The organism is Akkermansia sp. UBA7090 (assembly GCF_002493465.1).
GTDB lineage: Bacteria > Verrucomicrobiota > Verrucomicrobiia > Verrucomicrobiales > Akkermansiaceae > Akkermansia > Akkermansia muciniphila_A.
Genome location: NZ_DKYW01000008.1, coordinates 136,793 through 156,578, shown reverse-complemented (window position 1 = coordinate 156,578; position 19,786 = coordinate 136,793). Strand labels below are relative to the sequence as shown.

Below are 19,786 nucleotides of genomic sequence, written 5' to 3'. Positions count from 1 at the left end.
TGCGCGGCCTGCAAACGCAGCCGTTAAAAAGTATGCCGGAGCTGGAGAACGCCCACACACTGCATGGATTCCTGCTGGGTGTACTCCTTGGTCATGTAATGCAGGCCGAAAAGCAACTCTGAGCGCTTGTACCGGAGGCCGAAGCCATAGCCCCATTCTCCCACCACAGGATACTTGTTCACATACTTGGGGGAGGAACGAAACACCGTGCCATCCAGATACAGGTCATGGGCCACGGCCCGCACGGCGGCGTGAAGATAACCGTAGTACCCCCAGTTGGAAACGGACGTCCTGTTGTAAACGAAGGGAGGCGCGGCGCTGGTCGCGCCGCGAATGCTGTTCTCCGGAGAAGTATTGCCCAGATTATAGCCGAAGCGGAAAGACATGCCGCCCCCCGCTTGCACCATTACTGTGCCGGCGTCTGCGTGCCAGTAAGCCAGAGCGTCCGTTTCAAAACCAGAGCCGTAGCGCTTTTCCAGTCCGCGCAGGCGGTAATAACGCTTGAAAAACAAATTGGCGGTCATCTCTCCGGGGAGCTGGTTGGCCCAGCCGGGCCATTGCTCCATACCCCACAGTTTATGAATAAAATGCTGGGAGCCTTTCGCCAGGGAATTCGTGCCCGTGGTACCCAGCTGCAATTCCAGGGAATTGGCCCTGTCTTCATTCTTAACCAGAGAAGTAAGCCCCAACGTCAGGCTTCCCACATAGGGATGCTGGTTGTACAGGGGATAGGTGGCTTTCTGCTCCGGAGTATACATAAGCTGAGTCAAGTCAAGTCCCCACTGCTGGCGCAAATTGGGAGAACCGTCCATTCCCATGAACCGGCGCCAGGAACCTGAAGCATTCGTACCCCCCAGAACCGTCCCCAGCATGCCGGAAAAAGTCTGGCTTCGGGATGTGGTGCCGGACATCCAGGCAAACCGGACGCCGTTGGTATAATTGTCATCATCTCCCACGAACATATCGTTTTCCAGATGAAAACTGATAACGGGGCCCTCCTGCGGAGCTTCCATCTGCTGGGTTCCTGCCTGAAGGGAAGCCACCGGCAACAGGGCGGCGCACATGCACAAAGCCGTACATTTCATGCGGGGCAGTTTGTGCGTTTCACTTCCGTGTGGCAAGGAAAAATCAGGCATGCCCTGCGTTTGCTCTTTTCAAAGCCGGCAAATATCCACAAACTTCCCCTGCCCTTCCGGGGTTTCTATGCCATGATCATTGACACGCATTGCCATCTGGCCTCCTCCCAATTCGACCAGTCCCGCAGGGAAACCTACGTTCAGCATGCCCTTCAGGCAAACACTGACCGCATGATTACGCTGGGGGCACGGCCGGATGATTGGGAGATGAATATAGCATGGGCACGCCAGTTCCCGGGCGTAGTCTTCTGCGCGCTGGGCATCCATCCGGATGATGCCCATGAAACGCCGGAAGGCTGGACGGACCGTCTTTTCCAGATAGCGCAGGACATTCCCCTAGCCGCCATTGGGGAAACGGGGCTGGACTATTTCCATGTTCCCCCCCCGGGCTGGGAGCAGGAAAATTTCCGCCGCCTTCAGCAGAATATGCTGGAACAGCATTTTGACCTGGCGGCGCGCCTGGGCCTCAATATCGTCCTGCATACGCGGGACCGGAAAGGCTCCGCAAGCTTTGAGGACGCCCTGGCGATTGCCCGGAACTACGCGGGCCGCGTGCGTCCCGTCTTTCATTGCTTCATCGGAAATGCCGCTCAGGCCACGCGAATCTTTGACGAACTGGACGGCATGGTCTCCTTCACCGGAGTGGCTACTTTTAAAAACGCCTCCGCAGTGGCGGAAACCGCAAGCTGGTGCCCGGAAAACCGTATCATGCTGGAAACGGATTCCCCCTACCTCAGTCCGGAACCCCTCCGGGGCCGCATGAATGAACCCGCCCATCTCATTCATACAGCCCGGTTCATCGCCGCTGCCAGAGGCATGAACCTGGAAGACCTGGCCCATGTGACGACCCGAAATGCGGAAACCTTTTATAATCTGGGCAAGGTCTGAAAAAAAATCCCGACAATCCGCGCTGCCGCCTTGAATCCGAAATCATAAATTAGTATGAACAGGGCACACATGAAAACGCCATTTATTTTAACCTGCGCTGTTGCGCTGGTATTGCCCTTCTCTTCCTGCTCCACCCAGAATTCCTCCACGGCCGGCTATGACACCGCAGAACCGGCCAGCGGCGAAATCCCGCCGTGGATCGCGGAAAGCTCTGATCCCGCTTACGAATCCGGCCATTACAGCCCGGTTCAGAATTCTTCCAGCTACGCTTACAATCCTCCCGCCAAACCTTCCGTCACTAAAAAATCATCCGCGCGGAAGAGCACGTCCGGCACCAAATCCTCCCGCAGCGCAGCTGCCAGAAAGAGCTCCTCCCGTAAATCCGCTCCCAAGGCCCGCACCTACACCGTGAAGAAAGGCGATACGCTGGGAGCCATCGCCCGCAGGAACGGCACCTCCGTCAAGGCTCTCAAGAGGGCTAACGGCCTTAAGTCCGATCTGATTCACATCAACCAGAAGCTGACAATCCCGCGTTCCAAGTAATCCGGGAAACCCCTCCCGGTTTCACCACTTATGAAGCCTCTCTTTCTCCTGGCCGTCTTCCCCGTGGTTCTCATGGGGTGGATGTCCTGTTCCCACTCCGGCACGGGCCATGCGGCCCTGCCGGATCCGCGCACCGTGGACAAATCCGTCCCGGAGTATAAAAACCCGTTTCATCCTTCTACGTACGCTCATTTCGTGGCCCGCAAGGACTACCGGAAAACATACGACGTCTATAAGGACGACACCCTGTTGAACCGCCAGCCGAAAAAATCCCGGAAAATCTTCGTCTGCCTGGACGAACAGCGGGGCCAGTATCTGGTGGATGGCCTGGTCGCCATGGATTTCCCCCTCTCCTCCGGCGTCAAAGCCTATCCGACTAAAACGGGAGACTATACTGTGATCTCCAAAAAGGAAGACTACGCCTCCAACCTCTACGGCAAAATGTATGATGCCGAAGGCAAATGCATTAACTACAATGCCGAATCCACGGATCCCGTACCGGAAGGAGGCCGTTTTGACGGCTCTCCCATGCCCTACTGGCAGAGGCTTACCAATGCGGGCCTGGGCCTGCATGTAGGAAAAGTTCGGCGGCATCCTGTTTCTCATGGCTGCGTCCGTCTGCCGCGAAATGTTGCGGAAATCCTCTACAGGCAAACCAGCATAGGAACGCCCGTTACCATCCGGAAAACGCCGTTGCCCGTGCCGGAAGCGCAGAAAATCCCTCCCGCACAACAACAGGGATCCGGAGGCCGCAAACAATAGCCTGCCGGAGCAATGCTCCCTTTAAAACACCACCTAATTTTAAAAAGGGCTGCCTGAAAAGCAGTCCTTTTTTCCATGCCGTTTTTTCCGAGGCATAAGCATAACGTACAAAAATTATCTTTCCTGAATTATTGCACTATTTTTGCGGGCCATACAACGAAAAGAAGCGTTTTGTAATCCTCATCGGAGGGCAAATAAAAATGCCGGATAAAACGACCGGGTAAAACCAACCACCTTATTCGGAATGCTCAGCATGCCAGCAGGAACAGCGGTAGACCGGAATACTTGTCGGTCATGGAATCGGAAGCGACGGCATTGCCCCATAATAACATATGAATCCCTCTGCTGATGCTGCTTTCATCACAAAAAGAAAATCACTCCCGCATTAAATAAGTGAAGGACGCCGTTAAAAAGATTTTTCTCAATCATGCCACTGCACGCGCATAGAATACCTGCAAGCGGACATTGACAACTTAACAGTTTGTCTTCCACGAACCGGCTACAGCCTTTAACAACCATTCAACAAAAGATGTTTTGTTGACAAAGTTTTTCTGGGAAAACGGCAGGATGGGGATTACCTTCTTCTGCAAGAACCCCTGAATTGTTGTTATGCCTGTATCTCCGGAGCGCATTCTGGAAAATTTGTTCCCCTTTTATCGGCAGGAAGAATTTCCCGTTCTCCTGCATCAATATAAAACGTGGTCGGAAAGTCGCCCGCTGGAAGGATGCCGGATTATTGACGCTTCTCCCGTATTCCGGAATACCTGCGCTAAATACGCTTCTCTTCTGGCCGCAGGAGCGAAGCTGACAGTAGCGATCTCTCCGGTAATGCCCCATGATCCGGATACAGTCGTATTGCTGGGGCAGTATGGAATTCCCGTGGTGGAAGCGGAACGGGCAGGCGGCCCTTATGATGTAGTCATGGACTGTGCCGGAGCGCTCAGCCATGTCCCCAGTCTTTGCGGATATGTGGAATTGACCCGCTCAGGCGCGGAACGCTATGCGGCATGTCCACAACCCGTGTGGATGGTGGACGCCGGAAAGATTAAACAGATAGAAACCTGCCTTGGGACCGGAGAAAGTTTTTTCCGGGCGTTGGACGCTCTTGGAATAAAAAACGAACAGGGGCAAACTCTGCTGGTCATTGGATATGGAAAAGTCGGCCGCGGAATAGCTCTGCATGCTCTCAACCGGAAACTGAATGTCATTGTAGCGGATGTGGAGAAAAAACCTCTGTCTTCCGCCTCCTTTGTGCAGGCAAAGGACAAGGCGGCCCTTACTGACGCAACCAGGCGTGCTTTCTGCGCCGTTACGGCTACAGGTAAGCGGAATGCCATGTCAGGGCTTATTGACCCGGCTATACTCTTATCCTCCGGCATTTTGCTTGCCAATATGGGCGTGGAGGATGAATGGGGGCCGGAAATTCCAAAGAACCGCCTGCTGAACGAAGGCCGCCCTCTTAATTTTATTCTGCCGGATCCTACGCAAATGCGTTACATTGATCCTCCCCTGGCTCTTCACAACCAGGGCGCCCTGGAACTTGTTGCGGGCCGGGCCTTGCCGGGTCTTTTTCCACCGCCGCCGGAAATGGAAGAACGTTTTCTTTCCCTGATACGTTCCTGCGGTTCCATACCGTCTGGAATGCTGGACTGGATTTCCTGACTTATCACCTTGTCTTTTCCGGAACAAAGCGGTATCGTACAGAGTACGGTTGGGAACTTAGCGTTCCATGGTCAGTCTGATGTTTTATTGACTTCGCAACTCATGAATACTTATTACTTCTACCGCAGTTATCAGCTGGGAGGGAAAATCCTCGCAACCCTGGGGTGCGGTCTGGCCTGGGCTTTTTTCGGTTCCGGCTGGTGGAACCTTCTTTTCGGCTTTCTTCTGCTGTTTCTGTGGCTTCCCGTTATCCTGGGCAGACCTTATTTTCTCACAATCACTTCTTCCTCCATCCTCTGGGGCAACAGCATTTCACGCAGGGAAATACCGTGGGAATTAATTGAACGCATAGGATGCACTCCAAATAATGAAGCAGAACCCGGATTGATGATCAAACTGAAGGACGGACGTATTCTGAATGTGGAACGCTCCTGTTTCCATTCCATGACCTCCGTTCGTGAAGCCATCCTTCAGGCATCCGGTTCTTATCCCTTTCATCTCGCTCCGGACTTGTTCGCTCCTCCTGGGCTGTTAAGCGAGTGATATTACAGTTTTCCCGTAATGGAAAATAAAAAATGTTCCACGTAGAACATTTGTGTGAATAACATATTTATCTCCTTCACTTTCAGTAAATAAAAAAAACAGGCGCCATGTTGCCACGGCGCCTGTTCCTCTGTATGAACGATTTTGTGCCACCAAAATCAATTGGGAGATCTCATCGGCATGAGCACATACAGGAACTCATCTCCGATCTTCAAGACGCCCGGGCTCATTTCATCAATGAGATTCAGCGTAATAATCGTATCCCCGGCCATCGTCTTCAGGGGAGCCATGAAGAAATCCGGATTGAAGGAAATGGAAAGCGGCCTTCCGGCATAAGTGATCGTCATGGATTCATGGGCTTCACCCACGCCTTCCGCACTGGAAGCCACTTCCAGCTCGTTTTCACGGAAGTTCAGCTTGATGTTCGTACTCTTGTCCACGGAAAGGAGGGAGACGCGGCGCACCGTTTCCAGCAGTTCTCCACAGGGAAGTTCAATGCTTTCCTTGCAGTCCGTCGGGATTACCTGGCGGTAGTTCGGGTAATTGCCGTCAATCAGCTTGCTGATCAGTAACGTATCATTGATTTCAAAAGCGGCCTGGTTGCGGGTGAAACGGATGGTGGCGGTTCCCACTTCATCCAGCAGGCGGCGGAGTTCACCAACAGCCTTGGTGGGCAGGATAGCGTCCAGCTGCTGTTCTTCCGGGAATTCCAGGGCGGTTTCCGCCAGGGCCAGACGGCGGCCGTCTGTGGCCACCAGGGTCATTTTGCCGTTGCGGAAGGAGAGGGAAATGCCGTTCAGCACGTAGCGGGTCGTATCCGTGGAAATAGCATATTCCGTGCGGCGGATGCAGTCCCGCAATACATTCTGGTCCACCTGGTACACGGTTGCCTGTTCAAAGGACGGCAATTCCGGAAATTCATCCGCCGGAAGGCCGTTCAGCTTAAACTGGGAGCGGCCGCATTCCACAGCAGCCTGGTTGCGCTGGTTGACATCCACCTGAACTTCGGCTTCAGGAAGTTCGCTGATGATGCTCACCAGCTTTTTAGCGGGCAGGGTCACGGAGCCTTCACGCAGCACATTCGCAGGAACTACGCCAGTAATGCATACGTCAAGATCGGTAGCCGTAAAACGTACCTGGCCGTTTTCAGCTTCAATCTTGACGTTGGAAAGAATAGGCAGCGTCGTCTTGGAAGACACGACGCTGGCAACCTGTCTTAGCCCGTCGAGAAATACTTGCTTGGAAATGGTAAACTTCATGTGTCTGTGCTTTTATCTGCCTCGCATCTTCTCATAACCGCCTTTCATAGTTCAAGCCATTTCTCCGTCAAACCCTAATATTTGGCAGTATTTTTTTAAAAGCATACTATATATAGTAATATGTAATTTCTCCGGGCATATCTTGCATGAATAGGTTTTTTAGATTATTTAAGCATTCTTAAAAATCCATTCCAGGGAATCAGATTTCTTCAATATCCTTATGCGGATTAGAAATCCGCTGCCCTCCTATCGGATTGATTGTAACCCATATTTCAAAATTTCCGTGAAACGCTCATTGATTATTTTATCTTTACTGGCAGCGGCAGGCATGGCCCACGCGGCTACTCCTGTCTATTCCTGGGAATGGACTGCGGAAGGAGCACAAATAACCGCCCCCAACTGGAACGGCTCCTTCAATTACACTTCCGGCAATGATTACGCCACGTTCGGCAGCGGTTCCGGCACTCCCTATAACGCAAACATAACGGGCATCACAGGCAGTTTTACCGTGAGCTTTAACCTGAAAAACCTGAGTTCCACCAGCAACGGGTGGAAAGACATTTTCAGCCTGTACACCAATGGGACGGTCTCCGGAGAATCCAACAGCATGGTGCTGGAATTCACTGACAACGGAGAACTTTACTTCTACAACAAGGGGTTCGGCGGCCAAACCGGCGGAAATATCAACACGGGGTTGACCTGGACAGATCTCCAGCAGGACAACTGGAATAATATGAGCATCATTTCCGATCTTTCCTCCCAAACTCTTTCCATTTACGTCAACGGCGCTTTGGCAGGTACGATCACCGAGTGGAATCCGTCCTCCCCTGCCCTGACAGGCTCCCAGTTTGGGGCTTCTTTCGGAAATACCCGCCCCATGAACGGCACTCTGGATGTCAACAACATCAAATTTTACGACGGCGTCGTGCTTCCCGTGCCGGAAGCATCCACGGTTTCCCTGGGCCTGCTGGGGCTGGCCGCCCTGATGATGCGCCGTCGCCGGTGCTGCTGAAGCAACTTTAACCATTCACCAAAGGCCGCATGCCGGGAGACGTTTTTCCGCATGCGGCCTTTTCGGCATTCAGGAAATTTCCATTCTGCCATTCACGTCCCCCGTGAATATTTCCCCCGGCCTGGTCCAGGTACCGGGAGAAAGAACCCGCCCCGGCAAAACAACGGTATTGGCGCCCAGCCGCACATGGCTTCCAATGACGGCTCCAAGCTTGTTTCTTCCAGTAAATTCCAGCCTCCCGCCCGCCATCATTTTGTGTTCGCCGCCATCATGGCGAAAATTGGAACATACCGTTCCGGCGCCGAAGTTAACGTCATTGCCAATGATGGAATCCCCCGCATAACTCAAATGAGGGATCAATGTGCCGTCGCCGATAATACAATTTTTCAGTTCCACTCCCTGCCCTACTACACAGTTATTCCCCAGAGACACATAACCCCTCAAATGGCAATTAGGCCCTATGCGGCAGCCATCTCCCGCCCATACGGTCCCTTCCACAACCACGCCCGGCATGATGACGGTCCCGTCCCCCACCCGGAGCGCCCCCATAACACAAACCCCTTCCCTCCCGGAGAAATTCTCCCATTCCATCTTCTCCATCACTTTTTCCTGCCATTCCAGCAGATCCCAGGGATAAACGAGACGCTCTATTGCTGCCTCCCTCCGCGTGAATACCCGCGTCAATCCGCTTTCCCCGCCTTTCCGGGCCAGCAAATACCCCTCTTCACTCCTTGCCTCCCCTGCCCTGCAGGAGGCAAGCCATATGGCCGCCTCCGGGGAAAAATCATGCATGGACACCTCTATGATTTCTCCTTTTTCTTCCCAAACCGGAGTTTCTGGATCGAAAACCGCTTCAAAACCCGCCTCCCGAAGGCGGGCAGCGCAGTAGGCGGCTATATTCACTCCAGCCACAGAAAAGCCGTGGAAGGGCGCTTCAGGGCTTGTAGCGGGAAAAGTATGATCCCTCTCCGAAATATAAATCAATTTGGCAACCTTCACAAAAGAATGGTATGCTTTCCTCCGTGGCCTCTGCAAGGAGGAATGCGCGAATCTGTTTTACAGCCGCGCCTGCCAATAACCCTGTGAAAGAATAAGCCAATTAACTGCGAATATGATGTGAATAACTTATTCAGATGTTATCCACATTTTTGCAGGCCAAATTTATTAACAGTTGGAATGATGTTTAATGCTTTCATTTTCAGCAAATTGAAATCTTATTCACACTAGACACACGGTAGAAGAAGAAGGAATTTAATATTGTTAAACCTAATATTCTTCAATCACACAACGTGATTGTCCTTCTTCCGGTTTTCATGCTACAAAACGGCGTGAATACGAAAAACCAGGATGACCGTTGGATGAGGATGGCCATAAAACTGGCCTCAAATGGGATCGGACTTACGAGCCCGAATCCCTGCGTGGGAGCGGTCATTGTACATGAAAACCGGGTAATCGGTTCAGGATTTCATAAAAAAGCCGGTTTGCCCCATGCGGAAAGAGAGGCCATTGCTGACGGAGCGGCGAGAGGCAATGCAGCCCTGTTCGCGGATTCAACTTTGTATGTTACTCTGGAACCATGCAGCACTTTCGGAAAAACGCCGCCTTGTACAGATGCTATTTTGCAATGTCGTTTCAAACGGGTGGTTTATGGTTCGGAAGACCCCAATCCCAAGCACCGCGGCGCTGCGGCTGATATTCTTGAGCAGGCCGGCATCAAGGTTACCCGCGGGGTTCTGAAAAAGGAATGCGATCATTTAATCCGGGGATTCAGGTTGAACATGCTGGAAGGACGTCCCTGGGTAATTGCGAAAAGCGCCATGTCTCTGGATGGCCGCATTTCCCGCAGTCCGGAACGCTCCCAATGGCTGACGAATGAAAAATCCAGGTCTTTTGTACATACCCTGCGTGCCGAATGCGATGCGGTTCTCACCGGAGGGAATACCGTTCGTCTGGACAATCCGTCCCTGACTATTAGGAAACCGGATCGTGCTGTTTCTCCCCTCAAGGAACAACCCTGGCGTATTATTCTGACCCGTGATGCCGCTTCCATACCTGCGGATTCCATTTGTTTGACGGATGAATTTCGTGACCGCACCTTGATTGTGGAGAATGTTTTTAATTATTTGGAATTATTAAAAAAATTATATGCTAATAAAAAAATAGGGATTCTCCTGCTGGAAGCGGGAGGCTGTCTGGTCCGGGAATTCTTGAAAGCCCGTTTGGTTGATGAGTGGGTGGGATTTTATGCTCCCATCATTATCGGCGGCGGTGCGGACGGCGTAGCGTCCGGTCCGTTTCTGGAGCATGAAGCCTGTCTTGAACAGCCTGTTGTGAATACCTTTGGAGATGATGTGTGCATCAGGGGAGATATCTGTTACCGTTAATGGGCGAGGGCTTTGTCTATTAATTATCTGAAGAATTTGAGACTTGGGAAAGTAACTTTCATTCCGGGTAGATTTTACTATTCAGTTCTTTTTGCTCCCCTTACTTCTTGGAGTAATTTTCTCATGCTGTTTTTTGTTATCGACAGTATGTCAATGATTCACAATGGATAAATCGATCAATTAGAGAGACCGGTATTCAATAATACTCAAGGGATAATTCCATTTCTTTTTGCAACAGGCAGAGGAATGATGATTACTTAGAGGGAAAGAGGATCTGCTGTCGCACAAAAAGGATTCAGGGAACAGGATTGAATCTCTTTTATCAATTCCGCGCAATAACGGCAGGGCGATACAATGGGATCATATACGGATCAGGGAAGCTTCTGTCATATTTTTCCCATCATCCAGGCTCCGCATATCTCTCAGATTAAATTTCTGAATGAAAGAGGCACAGGATATTATGTTTGCTGCCTGCTGCGTTTTTGCAGATGCACGAGCAACAGGGCAATATCTGCCGGGGTAATTCCGGGAATGCGGGAGGCCTGTCCGATAGTTGCGGGACGTATATTGCCCAGCTTGATGACAGCCTCTTTTTTTAAGGCGTGGACATGTTCGTAATCAATATCGGCGGGAATAGTTTTATTTTCCATCCGTATGATTTTTTCCGCCTGTTTTTTCTGCCTTTCAATATGCCCTTCGTACTGTATATCCGTGGCAATGGCATCCAAATGTTCCACGTGGAACATTTTTTTCAGTTCTTCAGGCAATAGGGTCCAGTCGTTGCCGGGCCTTTTAAGCCATGTGGAGAGAGAAACCCCTTCGTGTTTGAGGGCGGCTGCTTTTGTTATTCCTTCATCAATGGCGTTTTTCCTGTCTTCCGCTTTTCGGGCCGTTTCACGGGTAATAAGGCCCGTTTCAAAAGCCAGAGGGGCCAACCGCAGGTCTGCGTTATCCTGGCGCAGCAGCAGGCGGAATTCTGCCCGGCTGGTGAACATGCGGTAAGGTTCATCGGTTCCCTTGGTAACGAGGTCATCTATCATGACGCCGATGTAAGCCTGATCGCGGCGCAGCACCAGAGAAGGTTTGCCCAGGGTTTTCAGGGCGGCGTTCGCTCCCGCCATCAAACCTTGCGCCGCGGCTTCTTCATAGCCGGATGTGCCGTTGATTTGACCTGCAAAGTACAGGTTTTCCACCAGTTTTGTTTCCAGTGTGGGATGCAATTGCGTAGGAGGACAGAAGTCATATTCCACCGCATATCCCGGACGGATCAGCTGCGCGTTTTCCAAACCGGGAATGGTATGAATGAAATCGCACTGAGCGGAGTAGGGCAGGGAAGTGGAAACTCCGTTAAGGTAGAATTCCTCCGTACTGCGGCCTTCCGGTTCCAGGAATACCTGATGGTTCGTTTTTTCCGCAAAGCGCACGATTTTATCTTCTATGGAGGGACAATACCGGGGGCCTACGCCTTCAATGATACCGCTGTAAAGAGGGCTGAATTTTAAATTTTTCCGGATAATGTCGTGCGTCGCCTGGTTGGTGTAGGTGATCCAGCAGGGCATTTGCTTCATCCGGAAATTTGCATCTCCCCATGTGTTCAAAGTGCAAAAAGGTTCGGAATCACGTTTCAGTATATCGCGGGAACGGTAACTGAACAGGGCTTCCGGAGTATCTCCAGGCTGCATTTCGCAGACGGAAAAGTCAATGGACTTTCCATTGACGCGGGGAGAAGTTCCCGTTTTAAGCCGTTCCACCTGAAAACCCAGCATGGCAAGATCGGCGGAAAGGCTGGAAGAAGCGCAACCCATTCGGCCGCCTGTTATGTGCTGAAGGCCTACATGAAGCAATCCCTTCATGAATGTCCCGGAGCAGATAATCACGCTGCGGGCATGAATGGCGCAGTCCAGAGAAGTAACAACTCCCGTTACCTGTTGTTCCCCGTTGACGAGCAATCTGACCACATCTCCCTGAAACAGGCGTATGCCCGGGTCGGTTTCCAGAACCATTTTCATTCTTGTGCGGTAGGCTGTTTTATCGCACTGGGCGCGGGGAGCGCGCACGCTGGGCCCCTTGGAGGCGTTAAGCATCCGGAATTGAATGGCGGTGGCATCCGTGTTCAATCCCATGGCTCCGCCCAGGGCGTCTATTTCCCGGACGATATGCCCTTTGGCAAGTCCCCCGATAGCCGGGTTGCAGGACATTTGCCCAATGGTATCCAGGTTATGGGTCAGGACGGCGACGGAACACCCCAGACGGGATGCTGCCAGCGCCGCCTCAATACCTGCGTGCCCGGCGCCGACGACGAGAACGTCAAACAGGGGGAAAACGGAAGAAGAGGAGGAGTTCATCAGGATGCGGAACAGATGGCAAGACGATGCAGAATCAGGCGGGGATCAAGAGAGGAGGACACTAGGGCTTTATCTGCCTTCATGCATTCTTTCAAAGTTTGCTTCAGCCGTTCCGTTTTGAATTTGGAAGCGTTCTGCGCCGCCAGAAAAAGCGGGTAAGCATTGGGAGAGCCGTCTTTTTTCAGGGGAATTAACGCGGCTGCATAAGAGGGCAGGGAAGAAATGCGGGCCGTAAATTCCTTGAAATTGGTGGGCTTCAGGTTGAATGCGTCACATAAAAGTCTGGCGGCCAGCAGATTCCTTAGAGTAGGGATGAATGCGGCGCGCATGATGGTGATGGCGTTTTCACCGCGTTCCAGTTGAAAGTCAATCAGAGAGATAGCCGCGTCGCTTTTCTTGTTTTCCAGAGCCCGGGAAATTTCAAAAATAACGCCTGTACGCGTCAGCGGAACCATGCGCTCTACATCCTCCGGCATTACGGTGCGTCTGCCCGCTCCCAGATAAAGATCCAGTTTTTCAATTTCAGAAATGATTTGGCGGGAGGATTCGCTGACGCGGTGAATGAACAGTTCCAGGGCAGCGGAATCGAAATTCATGCCTCGCGCCGCCGTTTCCTTATTAATGAGGGGCATTAAACTGCCTTCCCATCCTGCTTTGGTGATGTCCGGCTTGTTCAATTCTTCCGACACGGCGGATTGAAGCAGGAATTTGTTGAAGGAACGGCGCTTGTCAAATTCGGAGGCGGAAATAAGCAGCAGGACGTCCGGCCCCAGGCCGCTTTCCAGCAATTGCCTGAAGGAGTCCAGAGCCGCTTCCGTAGTGGAGGAACGTCCCGTAACGGAGTCTCCCAGAAAATTGCAGTTCTTCATCCAGACTACTTTGCGTCCCGGAAAAAATGGGAGGGTCCGCAGAGCTTCCGTAACCTGGCGTACCACCTGAGCCGCTTCATCGGAATCACCGCAGGCCGCTTCCAGAATTTCATGGGAAAATTCGTTCGTGCCTTCCGTCAGAGCGGCAAAAATGCCGGAAGCCTTTTCACGCACCATTCCTTCATCCGTGCCGAAGACGAGATGAATGGCTTGTTGTTGTAAAGCGCTGGAACCCATAAAACCGTAACCGCATGATATCATAAAGTACGGTTTGTTGAAAGGCGTATTTGTCATTTGCAGGTTTTTTCATTTGAAGAGAAAAGGCTTAAATAGTATCAATGGAATCGGAATGTCAAAAAGCGGCTGAAGCTTGACGGGCTCCGTTTTCAGGCATCCCCTTGTGATCAAGCCGCAAATCGTTTGATCGTTATTACGGCAGGGCATTTCCATGAGATCGACCATATGGACACGGGCTTTACTTGTCATCATGATGACGGTTATGATGACCGTGGTCTCCGTTGCCTATTGGAGATGGAACAGCCGTGTTACGGAGAAAAATGTTTCCTTCCGGTCGGAGGTGTTTACCCTGGCCCAGCAGCCTGAACTGAAGAAGGAGGATATTCCTGTTTTGCACCAGCTCAATGAGGAATATTCACGCGTTGCCCGGTTGGTGGAACGGGTATTGGTCAGCATAGATACTACAGGCGTGACAAGCGTTCCACAGCCTTCCGAGGACGGTGATTCCATGATTGAAAAAAGGCTGACGGTTCATGGTTTGGGTTCCGGCGTCATTGTTACTGAAGAAGGACATATTATTACCGCTTATCATGTCATTCAGAACAAGCATGCTCTGCGCGTTACGCTGAGTAATGGGAAAAGCGTTTCCGTACGTCTGGTGGGAGTGGACCCGGAACTGGACATTGCCGTGTTGCAGGTGGAAAACCCGATGACCTTTACCCCCCTTCCGTTCGGCAACAGTGATGAAATTGCGCCCGGCATGATTGTCCTGGCATGCGGCAATCCCTATGGGCTGGGCACGACGGTTTCCCGCGGCATTATCAGCTCCCGTGAACGCAAGTTGGTGGATTCCGGCATTAACTTGATCCAGACGGACGCCAGCATCTTTCCGGGGAATTCAGGCGGCCCCCTCATCAACATCCGCGGGGAGGTCATCGGCATCAACAAATCGGTGCTTCCCAACGTGGAGAAAAATTACGCCGGCATTGGGTTTGCCATTCCCTCCAATCTGGTGATGCACAGCTTTGAGCAGATTTGCAAGCATGGACGACCCATGAAAGGGTATCTGGGACTGGACATTGTGCGCAATACTCCTCCGCTTCGCAGCTTCCTGGATTACCATGAGGCTGGAGGCGCGGTCATCAACATCGTGAATCATGGCTCTCCGGCGGAGCAGGCAGGTCTTCAAACGGGTGACGTAATACTGAGTTTCAACGAAGTTCCCATCCAGACGGATGAGGAAGTGAAGGAGCGCATTGAAAATCTTTCCATCGGCGACAAGTTCCGGCTGAAAATCTGGCGCAAGGGGCAAAAGATGAACGTCACCCTGAAGGTGGGAGACAGTATTTTAAAGAATGTTCCTTCTCCTTGGGAAGACTTCATGGAAGGAGTGGGAATGCATTTGCGTGAACTGACTGCGGAGGAGCAGTCTATCGGTGCCCGGGGACTGCTGGTCATTCAGGTGAATCCGAAGAAATCCGTAGGGCAGATATTGCAGGCCGGCGATATGGTCTTTGCCGTAAATCACCAGAGTGTCAGCACCAAGGAAGCTTTGGTCAAAGCCCTTAGGGAAGGGCCGGCGTTGCTGACCGTTTCCCGCGACGGGCAGCAATTCAATGTGAAAGTGGATGCGCGCCCTGTTTCTGAAAAAACATTGCTTCCCCGCATCCCTGAGGCGACAGAAGGCAACGCCATTATACCGCACGAGCTTTGATCCGGCCTGAGCGGTTCCCGCCGGAATCTCCGTTCGGGAAAACGTTTTCCGGCATCGCCGTCCGCAGGCTTGACTGGCAGTCAAAAGCGCTTACAATGCATCACCTTTAAGAAATTAAATTATGACTCGTCATACTATCTCCGTACTTGTTGAAAACAAATTCGGCGTGCTTGCCCGCATTGCCGGTTTGTTTAGTGGACGGGGCTACAATATTCATTCGTTGAACGTTGCCCCTAGCCAGGACCCGCGCTTTTCACGGATGACCATCGTCGTACGCGAAAAGGAGGATGTTCTGGACCAGATTATCAAACATCTGGAAAAACTGGTCAACACGGTGGAAGTAGTAGATTTCCGCAATACGGACAATGTGTACCGGGAAACGGTACTGACCCGCATAGGCGTGGATTCCGCCACGCGGCATGAAGTCATTGAGTTCTGCCAGATACTGGACGCCCACATTGTGGATGTCACGCGGGAGGCCCTGACCATTGAAGTGACAGGCGGCGAGCACAAGATAGACCGTTTCCTGTCCCTCATTGAGCATTATGATGTGCAGATGCTGACCCGGAGCGGTCGCATCGCCCTCCCCAAACCCTGTCAGTAAAAGAACCTTCAGGCTTTCTTCTTCAACCCTGCAGGACGTTCTTGCAGGGTTTTTTCTTCTCTTTATCATGAACATTACTTATCCGGATCTCCCCATTTCCCGCCGCCGGAATGACATTCTGGCGGCGATGCGGGAGCATCAGGTCATTGTCGTAGTGGGGGAGACGGGCTCCGGTAAGACTACTCAGCTTCCCAAAATGGCCATGGAGCTTGCCGGGGAGGCGCAGGGCAGAGTAGGGTGCACCCAGCCCAGAAGACTGGCTGCTGCTTCCGTTTCCCGCCGAGTGGCGGAAGAATTAAACTGCGACCTGGGAGGTCTGGTGGGTTACCAGGTGCGCTTTGAGGAAAAAACCGGGCCGGATACGCGCCTGAAGTTCATGACGGATGGGATTCTTCTGGCGGAAACGCAGCATGATCCGGATCTGCGCCAATATCATACCCTGATTTTGGATGAGGCGCATGAACGCAGCCTCAACATTGATTTTCTGCTCGGGTATCTGCGGCTTTTGCTGGGCAGGCGGAGGGACTTGCGGCTGGTCATTAGTTCCGCGACGCTGGATGCCGGAGGGTTTTCCGAATTCTTCGGAGGCGCGCCTATTATTCAGGTAGAAGGCCGCACTTATCCGGTGGATCTCCACTATCTGCCGCCGCTGCATGACGATGAGGAACTCCCGGCTCATGTGGCGCGTGCCGTGGATTGGCTGGATACTCTGGACGACCGCGGGGATGTGCTTGTCTTCCTTCCCGGAGAACGGGAAATACGTGAAGTGGCGGAAAAACTGGAAGGCCGGAATCTGAAGAATACGCGCATTCTTCCTCTGTTCGCCAGGCTGGGCCTGGCGGACCAGCAAAGGATTTTTCATCCGGAGCGGGGATACCGCCGCATTGTGCTGGCTACGAATGTGGCGGAAACGTCCCTGACAATCCCCGGCATCATTTATGTGATTGACTCCGGCCTGGCGCGCGTCAGCCGCTATAGCCCGGCGCGCCAAGTGCAGCGGCTTCAGATAGAACCCGTCTCCAGGGCCAGCGCCCGCCAGCGCGCCGGCCGTTGCGGCCGTGTATGCGAAGGCGTGTGCATCCGCCTGTACAGTGAGAAGGACTGGGAAGACAGGCCGGAATTTACGGATCCGGAAATCAGGCGCAGCGCACTGGCCGGAGCGCTTCTCCGGATGAAAGACCTGGGGTTGCCGGAAATGCCGGAGTTTCCTCTTCCGGATCCTCCTTCATCCAAACTGGTGACGGAAGGTTACCGCGCCTTGCGGGAGATCGGCGCCCTGGACAAAGCCCGGCAGCTCACGCCCGTAGGCAGGAAGTTGGCTCGGTTGCCCATTGACCCGCGGCTGGCCCGCATGCTGCTGGAAGCGCAGCATGAACAGGCCCTGCCGGAAATGCTGGTCATTGTAGCCGGCCTGGGCGTCATGGATCCCCGCGAACGCCCTGCGGATGCCGTTCAGAAAGCGGACCAGGCCCACGCTCAGTGGAAGGAAGAAGACAGCGACTTCCTGTCTCTGCTCAAGTTGTGGAAGGCGGCATGGCAATTCCGGGAAGGAAAGCGCTGGCGCAAAAACCAGCTTCGGAAATGGTGCGGGAAAAATTTCCTCAATTTCAACCGCATGATGGAATGGTTCAATTTATGGGAAGACCTTTCCAGGCTGGTCAGGGAAACCCTGAAATGCAAGATTTCCCCTTTGGAAGAGGAAGCGGAGCGGCAGGCTTCCTTTGCCATGATTCACCGGAGCATTCTGGCGGGCGTTCCGCGCCAGTTCGGCCTTTGGGATGCAGACAACCGGGAATATCGCGGCGCCGGAGGGCGTTCCTTCGGCATTTTTCCCGGTTCTGCTCTGTTCCGTCGTAAAAAAAGGAGTGAGTGGGTCATGGGCGTGGAGCTGGTGGACACCACGCGCCTGTGGATGCGCCGCGCCTCCGTTTTGGAACCGGAATGGGTGGAACAGGTAGCGCCCCATCTGTGCGAATCACACTATTCCGGAGCGCGGTGGGACAGGGAACAGGGCGCCGTTTACGCCGTGGAACGCATCGTGTGCGGCGGCTTGCGCATCATTGATAACAGGCGTGTGCACTATGGCCGTATCAATCCCGTCCATGCGCGGGAAATCATGATACGCGAAGGGCTGTTGGGCGGCGGTTTCCGTGCGAAACCCGCCTGTATCAGGCATTTGGAAACGCTCCGGGAGGAAGTTCGGCAGATAGAACTGAAATTGCGCCGCCCGGACCAGGTCTGGTGCGAGGAAGGAGTTTTTGAATTCTTTAACAGGCTTGTTCCGTCGGACTGCTGTACGGCCAGGGCCTTTTTGCGATGGGCCGCCGGTGTGGAAAAGAAAAACCCGGAAGCTCTGCATGTTCCGCCGCAGGAAGCCATGTACGAATTCTGGGGGAAAGATCTGCTGGATGGTTTTCCGGATGAAATCACCTGTAACGGCGCGGAATACGTCGTGTATTACCAGAACGATCCCGGCGCGGAAGATGACGGCGTGACCCTGGGCGTTCACATTGACCAGTTGCCGGATATTCCCGAATGGTTGCCGGAGTGGGGGGTTCCGGGCCATTTGGCCCAGCGGGCGGAATGTCTGCTGCGCACTCTTCCCAAGGATTTGCGCGTCTTTCTCCAACCCATCAGCCAAAAGGCAGCCTGCTTTGCGGAACTGAGGCATGGCCTGGAACCGGATGGACCGCTGGCAGGGAAACTGGCGGAATTTGTGGAAGTGGAAACGGGAAAATTTTGCGCGCCCTCCTTTTTTGATATGAACCGTCTTCCTGCGGAGCTGGTTACGAAAATATGGGTGTGCGATGATGAAGGAGAAGAGCTTGCCATGGGCACGGATGTTGCGGAACTGAATAACCGCCTGGGTAAAAAGCTTTCCCGCCGGTTCCAGAAAACAGCGGAGGATATCATGTCCGTAACCGGCATGAGGGAATGGCTCTGCGGAGATTTGGAATACACGGTGGATGTGGCGGGAAGGCCGGGTTATGTGGCTCTGGTGGATGAAGGCGCATCCGTGGGCGTCCGTGTTTTTGAGGATGAACTGCGCGCTGCGGAATCCCACCGGGAAGGATGCCTGCGTTTCATGCGCTTGCGCCAGACGGACCAGCTTAACCATCTCCGCAAAAAATTTCCGTTGAAGATGGAAGGAAAGCTCTCTCTCCAGATGCTCGGACGGGAACCGTCTACCAATGCGGAAGACCTCGTGGACGTTGCCGCGGAGGCAGCTATGGGCCGTCCTTTGCCGCGCACGGCGGAACAATTCGCTGCTGCGGAAATGAATCTGCGGCAAAACCTTTTTGATGCGGCGCATAACGTGGCGGATATATGGGAACTGGTGGCAGGTACGGAACATGCCGTCAGAGACTTTATGGCGTTGCAAAAGGGCGTGCGCCATACGGAGCGCATCACGGCTGACCTTCGGCGCCAGCTTGACTGGTTATTGCGCCCCCGTTTCCTGTGGGCGCATGGAGCGGAACGCTTGCCGGACCTGAAACGGTACATGCAGGGAATTGCGGAGCGCATCAGGCGCATCGGCCAGCAACCCCTTGCCAGGGAGCTGGAACGCCTGGACCTCTTTGAACGCGTCTATTTTCCCTGGCGTCAGGTTTTGGAGGAACATGCCGGAGACCTGCGCTGGATGCAATACGGTTATTTGCTGGAAGAATACCGCCTGGCCATTTTCGCTCCCGCCATTTCCGTCAAAGGCCGCGTCTCTGAAAAACGTCTGATAGCTTCTTTTGAGGCGTTATCAAACCAGTAAAACAGACTGGCGGCTGACTGGTAAGGCAGCTTGGCCGTTTTTCTGAAATGGGGAGGAGTACCCCC

The 19,786-nt window shown here is 53.1% G+C and carries 15 protein-coding genes; 10 read left to right on the top strand and 5 right to left on the bottom strand.

Annotation, left to right across the window (positions count from 1 at the left end; all coding sequences use genetic code 11):
• Positions 1-23: 23 nt before the first annotated feature.
• Entirely contained in the window at positions 24-1,085 is a 1,062-nt protein-coding gene (locus B3075_RS02905) for a lipid A deacylase LpxR family protein (protein ID WP_179218429.1), read from the bottom strand.
• 123 nt (positions 1,086-1,208) lie between these two features.
• On the opposite strand from B3075_RS02905, the gene B3075_RS02900 reads away from it, so the two are divergent.
• From B3075_RS02900 to B3075_RS02880, 5 genes are all read left to right on the top strand, one after another.
• The gene (locus B3075_RS02900) at positions 1,209-2,024 is read left to right on the top strand and encodes a TatD family hydrolase (RefSeq protein ID WP_290489321.1); all 816 of its coding nucleotides are present in this window, start codon (positions 1,209-1,211) and stop codon (positions 2,022-2,024) included.
• A gap of 69 nt (positions 2,025-2,093) precedes the next feature.
• A complete protein-coding gene (locus B3075_RS02895; protein ID WP_290489323.1) occupies positions 2,094-2,567 on the top strand; it encodes a LysM peptidoglycan-binding domain-containing protein in 474 nt (157 codons plus the stop codon).
• A 30-nt stretch (positions 2,568-2,597) separates the two neighbouring features.
• Positions 2,598-3,329 carry a L,D-transpeptidase gene (locus B3075_RS02890; protein WP_094136648.1) on the top strand — a complete coding sequence of 244 codons (732 nt, stop codon included), beginning with the start codon at positions 2,598-2,600 and terminating at the stop codon, positions 3,327-3,329.
• 609 nt (positions 3,330-3,938) lie between these two features.
• Positions 3,939-4,991, top strand: coding sequence for a hypothetical protein (locus B3075_RS02885; protein WP_290489325.1), 1,053 nt, complete (start codon positions 3,939-3,941; stop codon positions 4,989-4,991).
• A 102-nt stretch (positions 4,992-5,093) separates the two neighbouring features.
• Entirely contained in the window at positions 5,094-5,534 is a 441-nt protein-coding gene (locus tag B3075_RS02880; protein ID WP_290489327.1) for a hypothetical protein, read from the top strand.
• 158 nt (positions 5,535-5,692) lie between these two features.
• On the opposite strand, the gene dnaN is transcribed toward B3075_RS02880, so the two are convergent.
• Positions 5,693-6,793 carry a DNA polymerase III subunit beta gene (gene dnaN / locus B3075_RS02875; protein WP_094136651.1) on the bottom strand — a complete coding sequence of 367 codons (1,101 nt, stop codon included), beginning with the start codon at positions 6,791-6,793 and terminating at the stop codon, positions 5,693-5,695.
• Positions 6,794-7,076: 283 nt separating this feature from the next.
• Between dnaN and B3075_RS02870 the strand changes: the two genes are divergently transcribed.
• Entirely contained in the window at positions 7,077-7,805 is a 729-nt protein-coding gene (locus tag B3075_RS02870; protein ID WP_290489330.1) for a LamG-like jellyroll fold domain-containing protein, read from the top strand.
• Between the two features lie 69 nt (positions 7,806-7,874).
• Here the strand turns inward: B3075_RS02870 and B3075_RS02865 are convergent, their stop codons facing one another.
• Entirely contained in the window at positions 7,875-8,597 is a 723-nt protein-coding gene (locus tag B3075_RS02865) for a hypothetical protein (RefSeq protein WP_290489332.1), read from the bottom strand.
• Between the two features lie 521 nt (positions 8,598-9,118).
• Between B3075_RS02865 and ribD the strand changes: the two genes are divergently transcribed.
• The gene (gene ribD / locus B3075_RS02860; protein ID WP_290489334.1) at positions 9,119-10,189 is read left to right on the top strand and encodes a bifunctional diaminohydroxyphosphoribosylaminopyrimidine deaminase/5-amino-6-(5-phosphoribosylamino)uracil reductase RibD; all 1,071 of its coding nucleotides are present in this window, start codon (positions 9,119-9,121) and stop codon (positions 10,187-10,189) included.
• A 458-nt stretch (positions 10,190-10,647) separates the two neighbouring features.
• Here the strand turns inward: ribD and mnmG are convergent, their stop codons facing one another.
• Together mnmG and holA are read right to left on the bottom strand one after the other, a co-directional pair.
• A complete protein-coding gene (gene mnmG / locus B3075_RS02855; RefSeq protein ID WP_290489336.1) occupies positions 10,648-12,534 on the bottom strand; it encodes a tRNA uridine-5-carboxymethylaminomethyl(34) synthesis enzyme MnmG in 1,887 nt (628 codons plus the stop codon).
• Positions 12,534-13,664 carry a DNA polymerase III subunit delta gene (gene holA, locus B3075_RS02850; RefSeq protein WP_218824898.1) on the bottom strand — a complete coding sequence of 377 codons (1,131 nt, stop codon included), beginning with the start codon at positions 13,662-13,664 and terminating at the stop codon, positions 12,534-12,536. Before holA ends, mnmG begins: the two co-directional genes overlap by 1 nt.
• 187 nt (positions 13,665-13,851) lie before the next feature.
• On the opposite strand from holA, the gene B3075_RS02845 reads away from it, so the two are divergent.
• The 3 genes from B3075_RS02845 (at position 13,852) to hrpA (ending at position 19,721) form a co-directional block, all read left to right on the top strand.
• The gene (locus B3075_RS02845) at positions 13,852-15,354 is read left to right on the top strand and encodes a trypsin-like peptidase domain-containing protein (protein ID WP_290492016.1); all 1,503 of its coding nucleotides are present in this window, start codon (positions 13,852-13,854) and stop codon (positions 15,352-15,354) included.
• 121 nt (positions 15,355-15,475) lie between these two features.
• Complete coding sequence (ilvN, locus tag B3075_RS02840; protein ID WP_094136658.1) at positions 15,476-15,958, top strand: acetolactate synthase small subunit; 483 nt, start codon at positions 15,476-15,478, stop codon at positions 15,956-15,958.
• Positions 15,959-16,025: 67 nt separating this feature from the next.
• A complete protein-coding gene (gene hrpA, locus B3075_RS02835) occupies positions 16,026-19,721 on the top strand; it encodes an ATP-dependent RNA helicase HrpA (protein ID WP_290489340.1) in 3,696 nt (1,231 codons plus the stop codon).
• Positions 19,722-19,786: the final 65 nt, after the last annotated feature.

Coding starts and splice junctions, on each gene's coding strand:
- B3075_RS02885 (WP_290489325.1), top strand. CDS start 3,939: ATGCCTGTATCTCCGGAGCGCATTCTGGAAAATTTGTTCCCCTTTTAT.
- B3075_RS02900 (WP_290489321.1), top strand. CDS start 1,209: ATGATCATTGACACGCATTGCCATCTGGCCTCCTCCCAATTCGACCAG.
- B3075_RS02890 (WP_094136648.1), top strand. CDS start 2,598: ATGAAGCCTCTCTTTCTCCTGGCCGTCTTCCCCGTGGTTCTCATGGGG.
- dnaN (WP_094136651.1), bottom strand. CDS start 6,793: ATGAAGTTTACCATTTCCAAGCAAGTATTTCTCGACGGGCTAAGACAG.
- mnmG (WP_290489336.1), bottom strand. CDS start 12,534: ATGAACTCCTCCTCTTCTTCCGTTTTCCCCCTGTTTGACGTTCTCGTC.
- B3075_RS02865 (WP_290489332.1), bottom strand. CDS start 8,597: ATGCATGATTTTTCCCCGGAGGCGGCCATATGGCTTGCCTCCTGCAGG.
- B3075_RS02880 (WP_290489327.1), top strand. CDS start 5,094: ATGAATACTTATTACTTCTACCGCAGTTATCAGCTGGGAGGGAAAATC.
- B3075_RS02905 (WP_179218429.1), bottom strand. CDS start 1,085: ATGAAATGTACGGCTTTGTGCATGTGCGCCGCCCTGTTGCCGGTGGCT.
- holA (WP_218824898.1), bottom strand. CDS start 13,664: ATGATATCATGCGGTTACGGTTTTATGGGTTCCAGCGCTTTACAACAA.
- hrpA (WP_290489340.1), top strand. CDS start 16,026: ATGAACATTACTTATCCGGATCTCCCCATTTCCCGCCGCCGGAATGAC.
- ribD (WP_290489334.1), top strand. CDS start 9,119: ATGCTACAAAACGGCGTGAATACGAAAAACCAGGATGACCGTTGGATG.
- B3075_RS02845 (WP_290492016.1), top strand. CDS start 13,852: ATGAGATCGACCATATGGACACGGGCTTTACTTGTCATCATGATGACG.
- ilvN (WP_094136658.1), top strand. CDS start 15,476: ATGACTCGTCATACTATCTCCGTACTTGTTGAAAACAAATTCGGCGTG.
- B3075_RS02895 (WP_290489323.1), top strand. CDS start 2,094: ATGAAAACGCCATTTATTTTAACCTGCGCTGTTGCGCTGGTATTGCCC.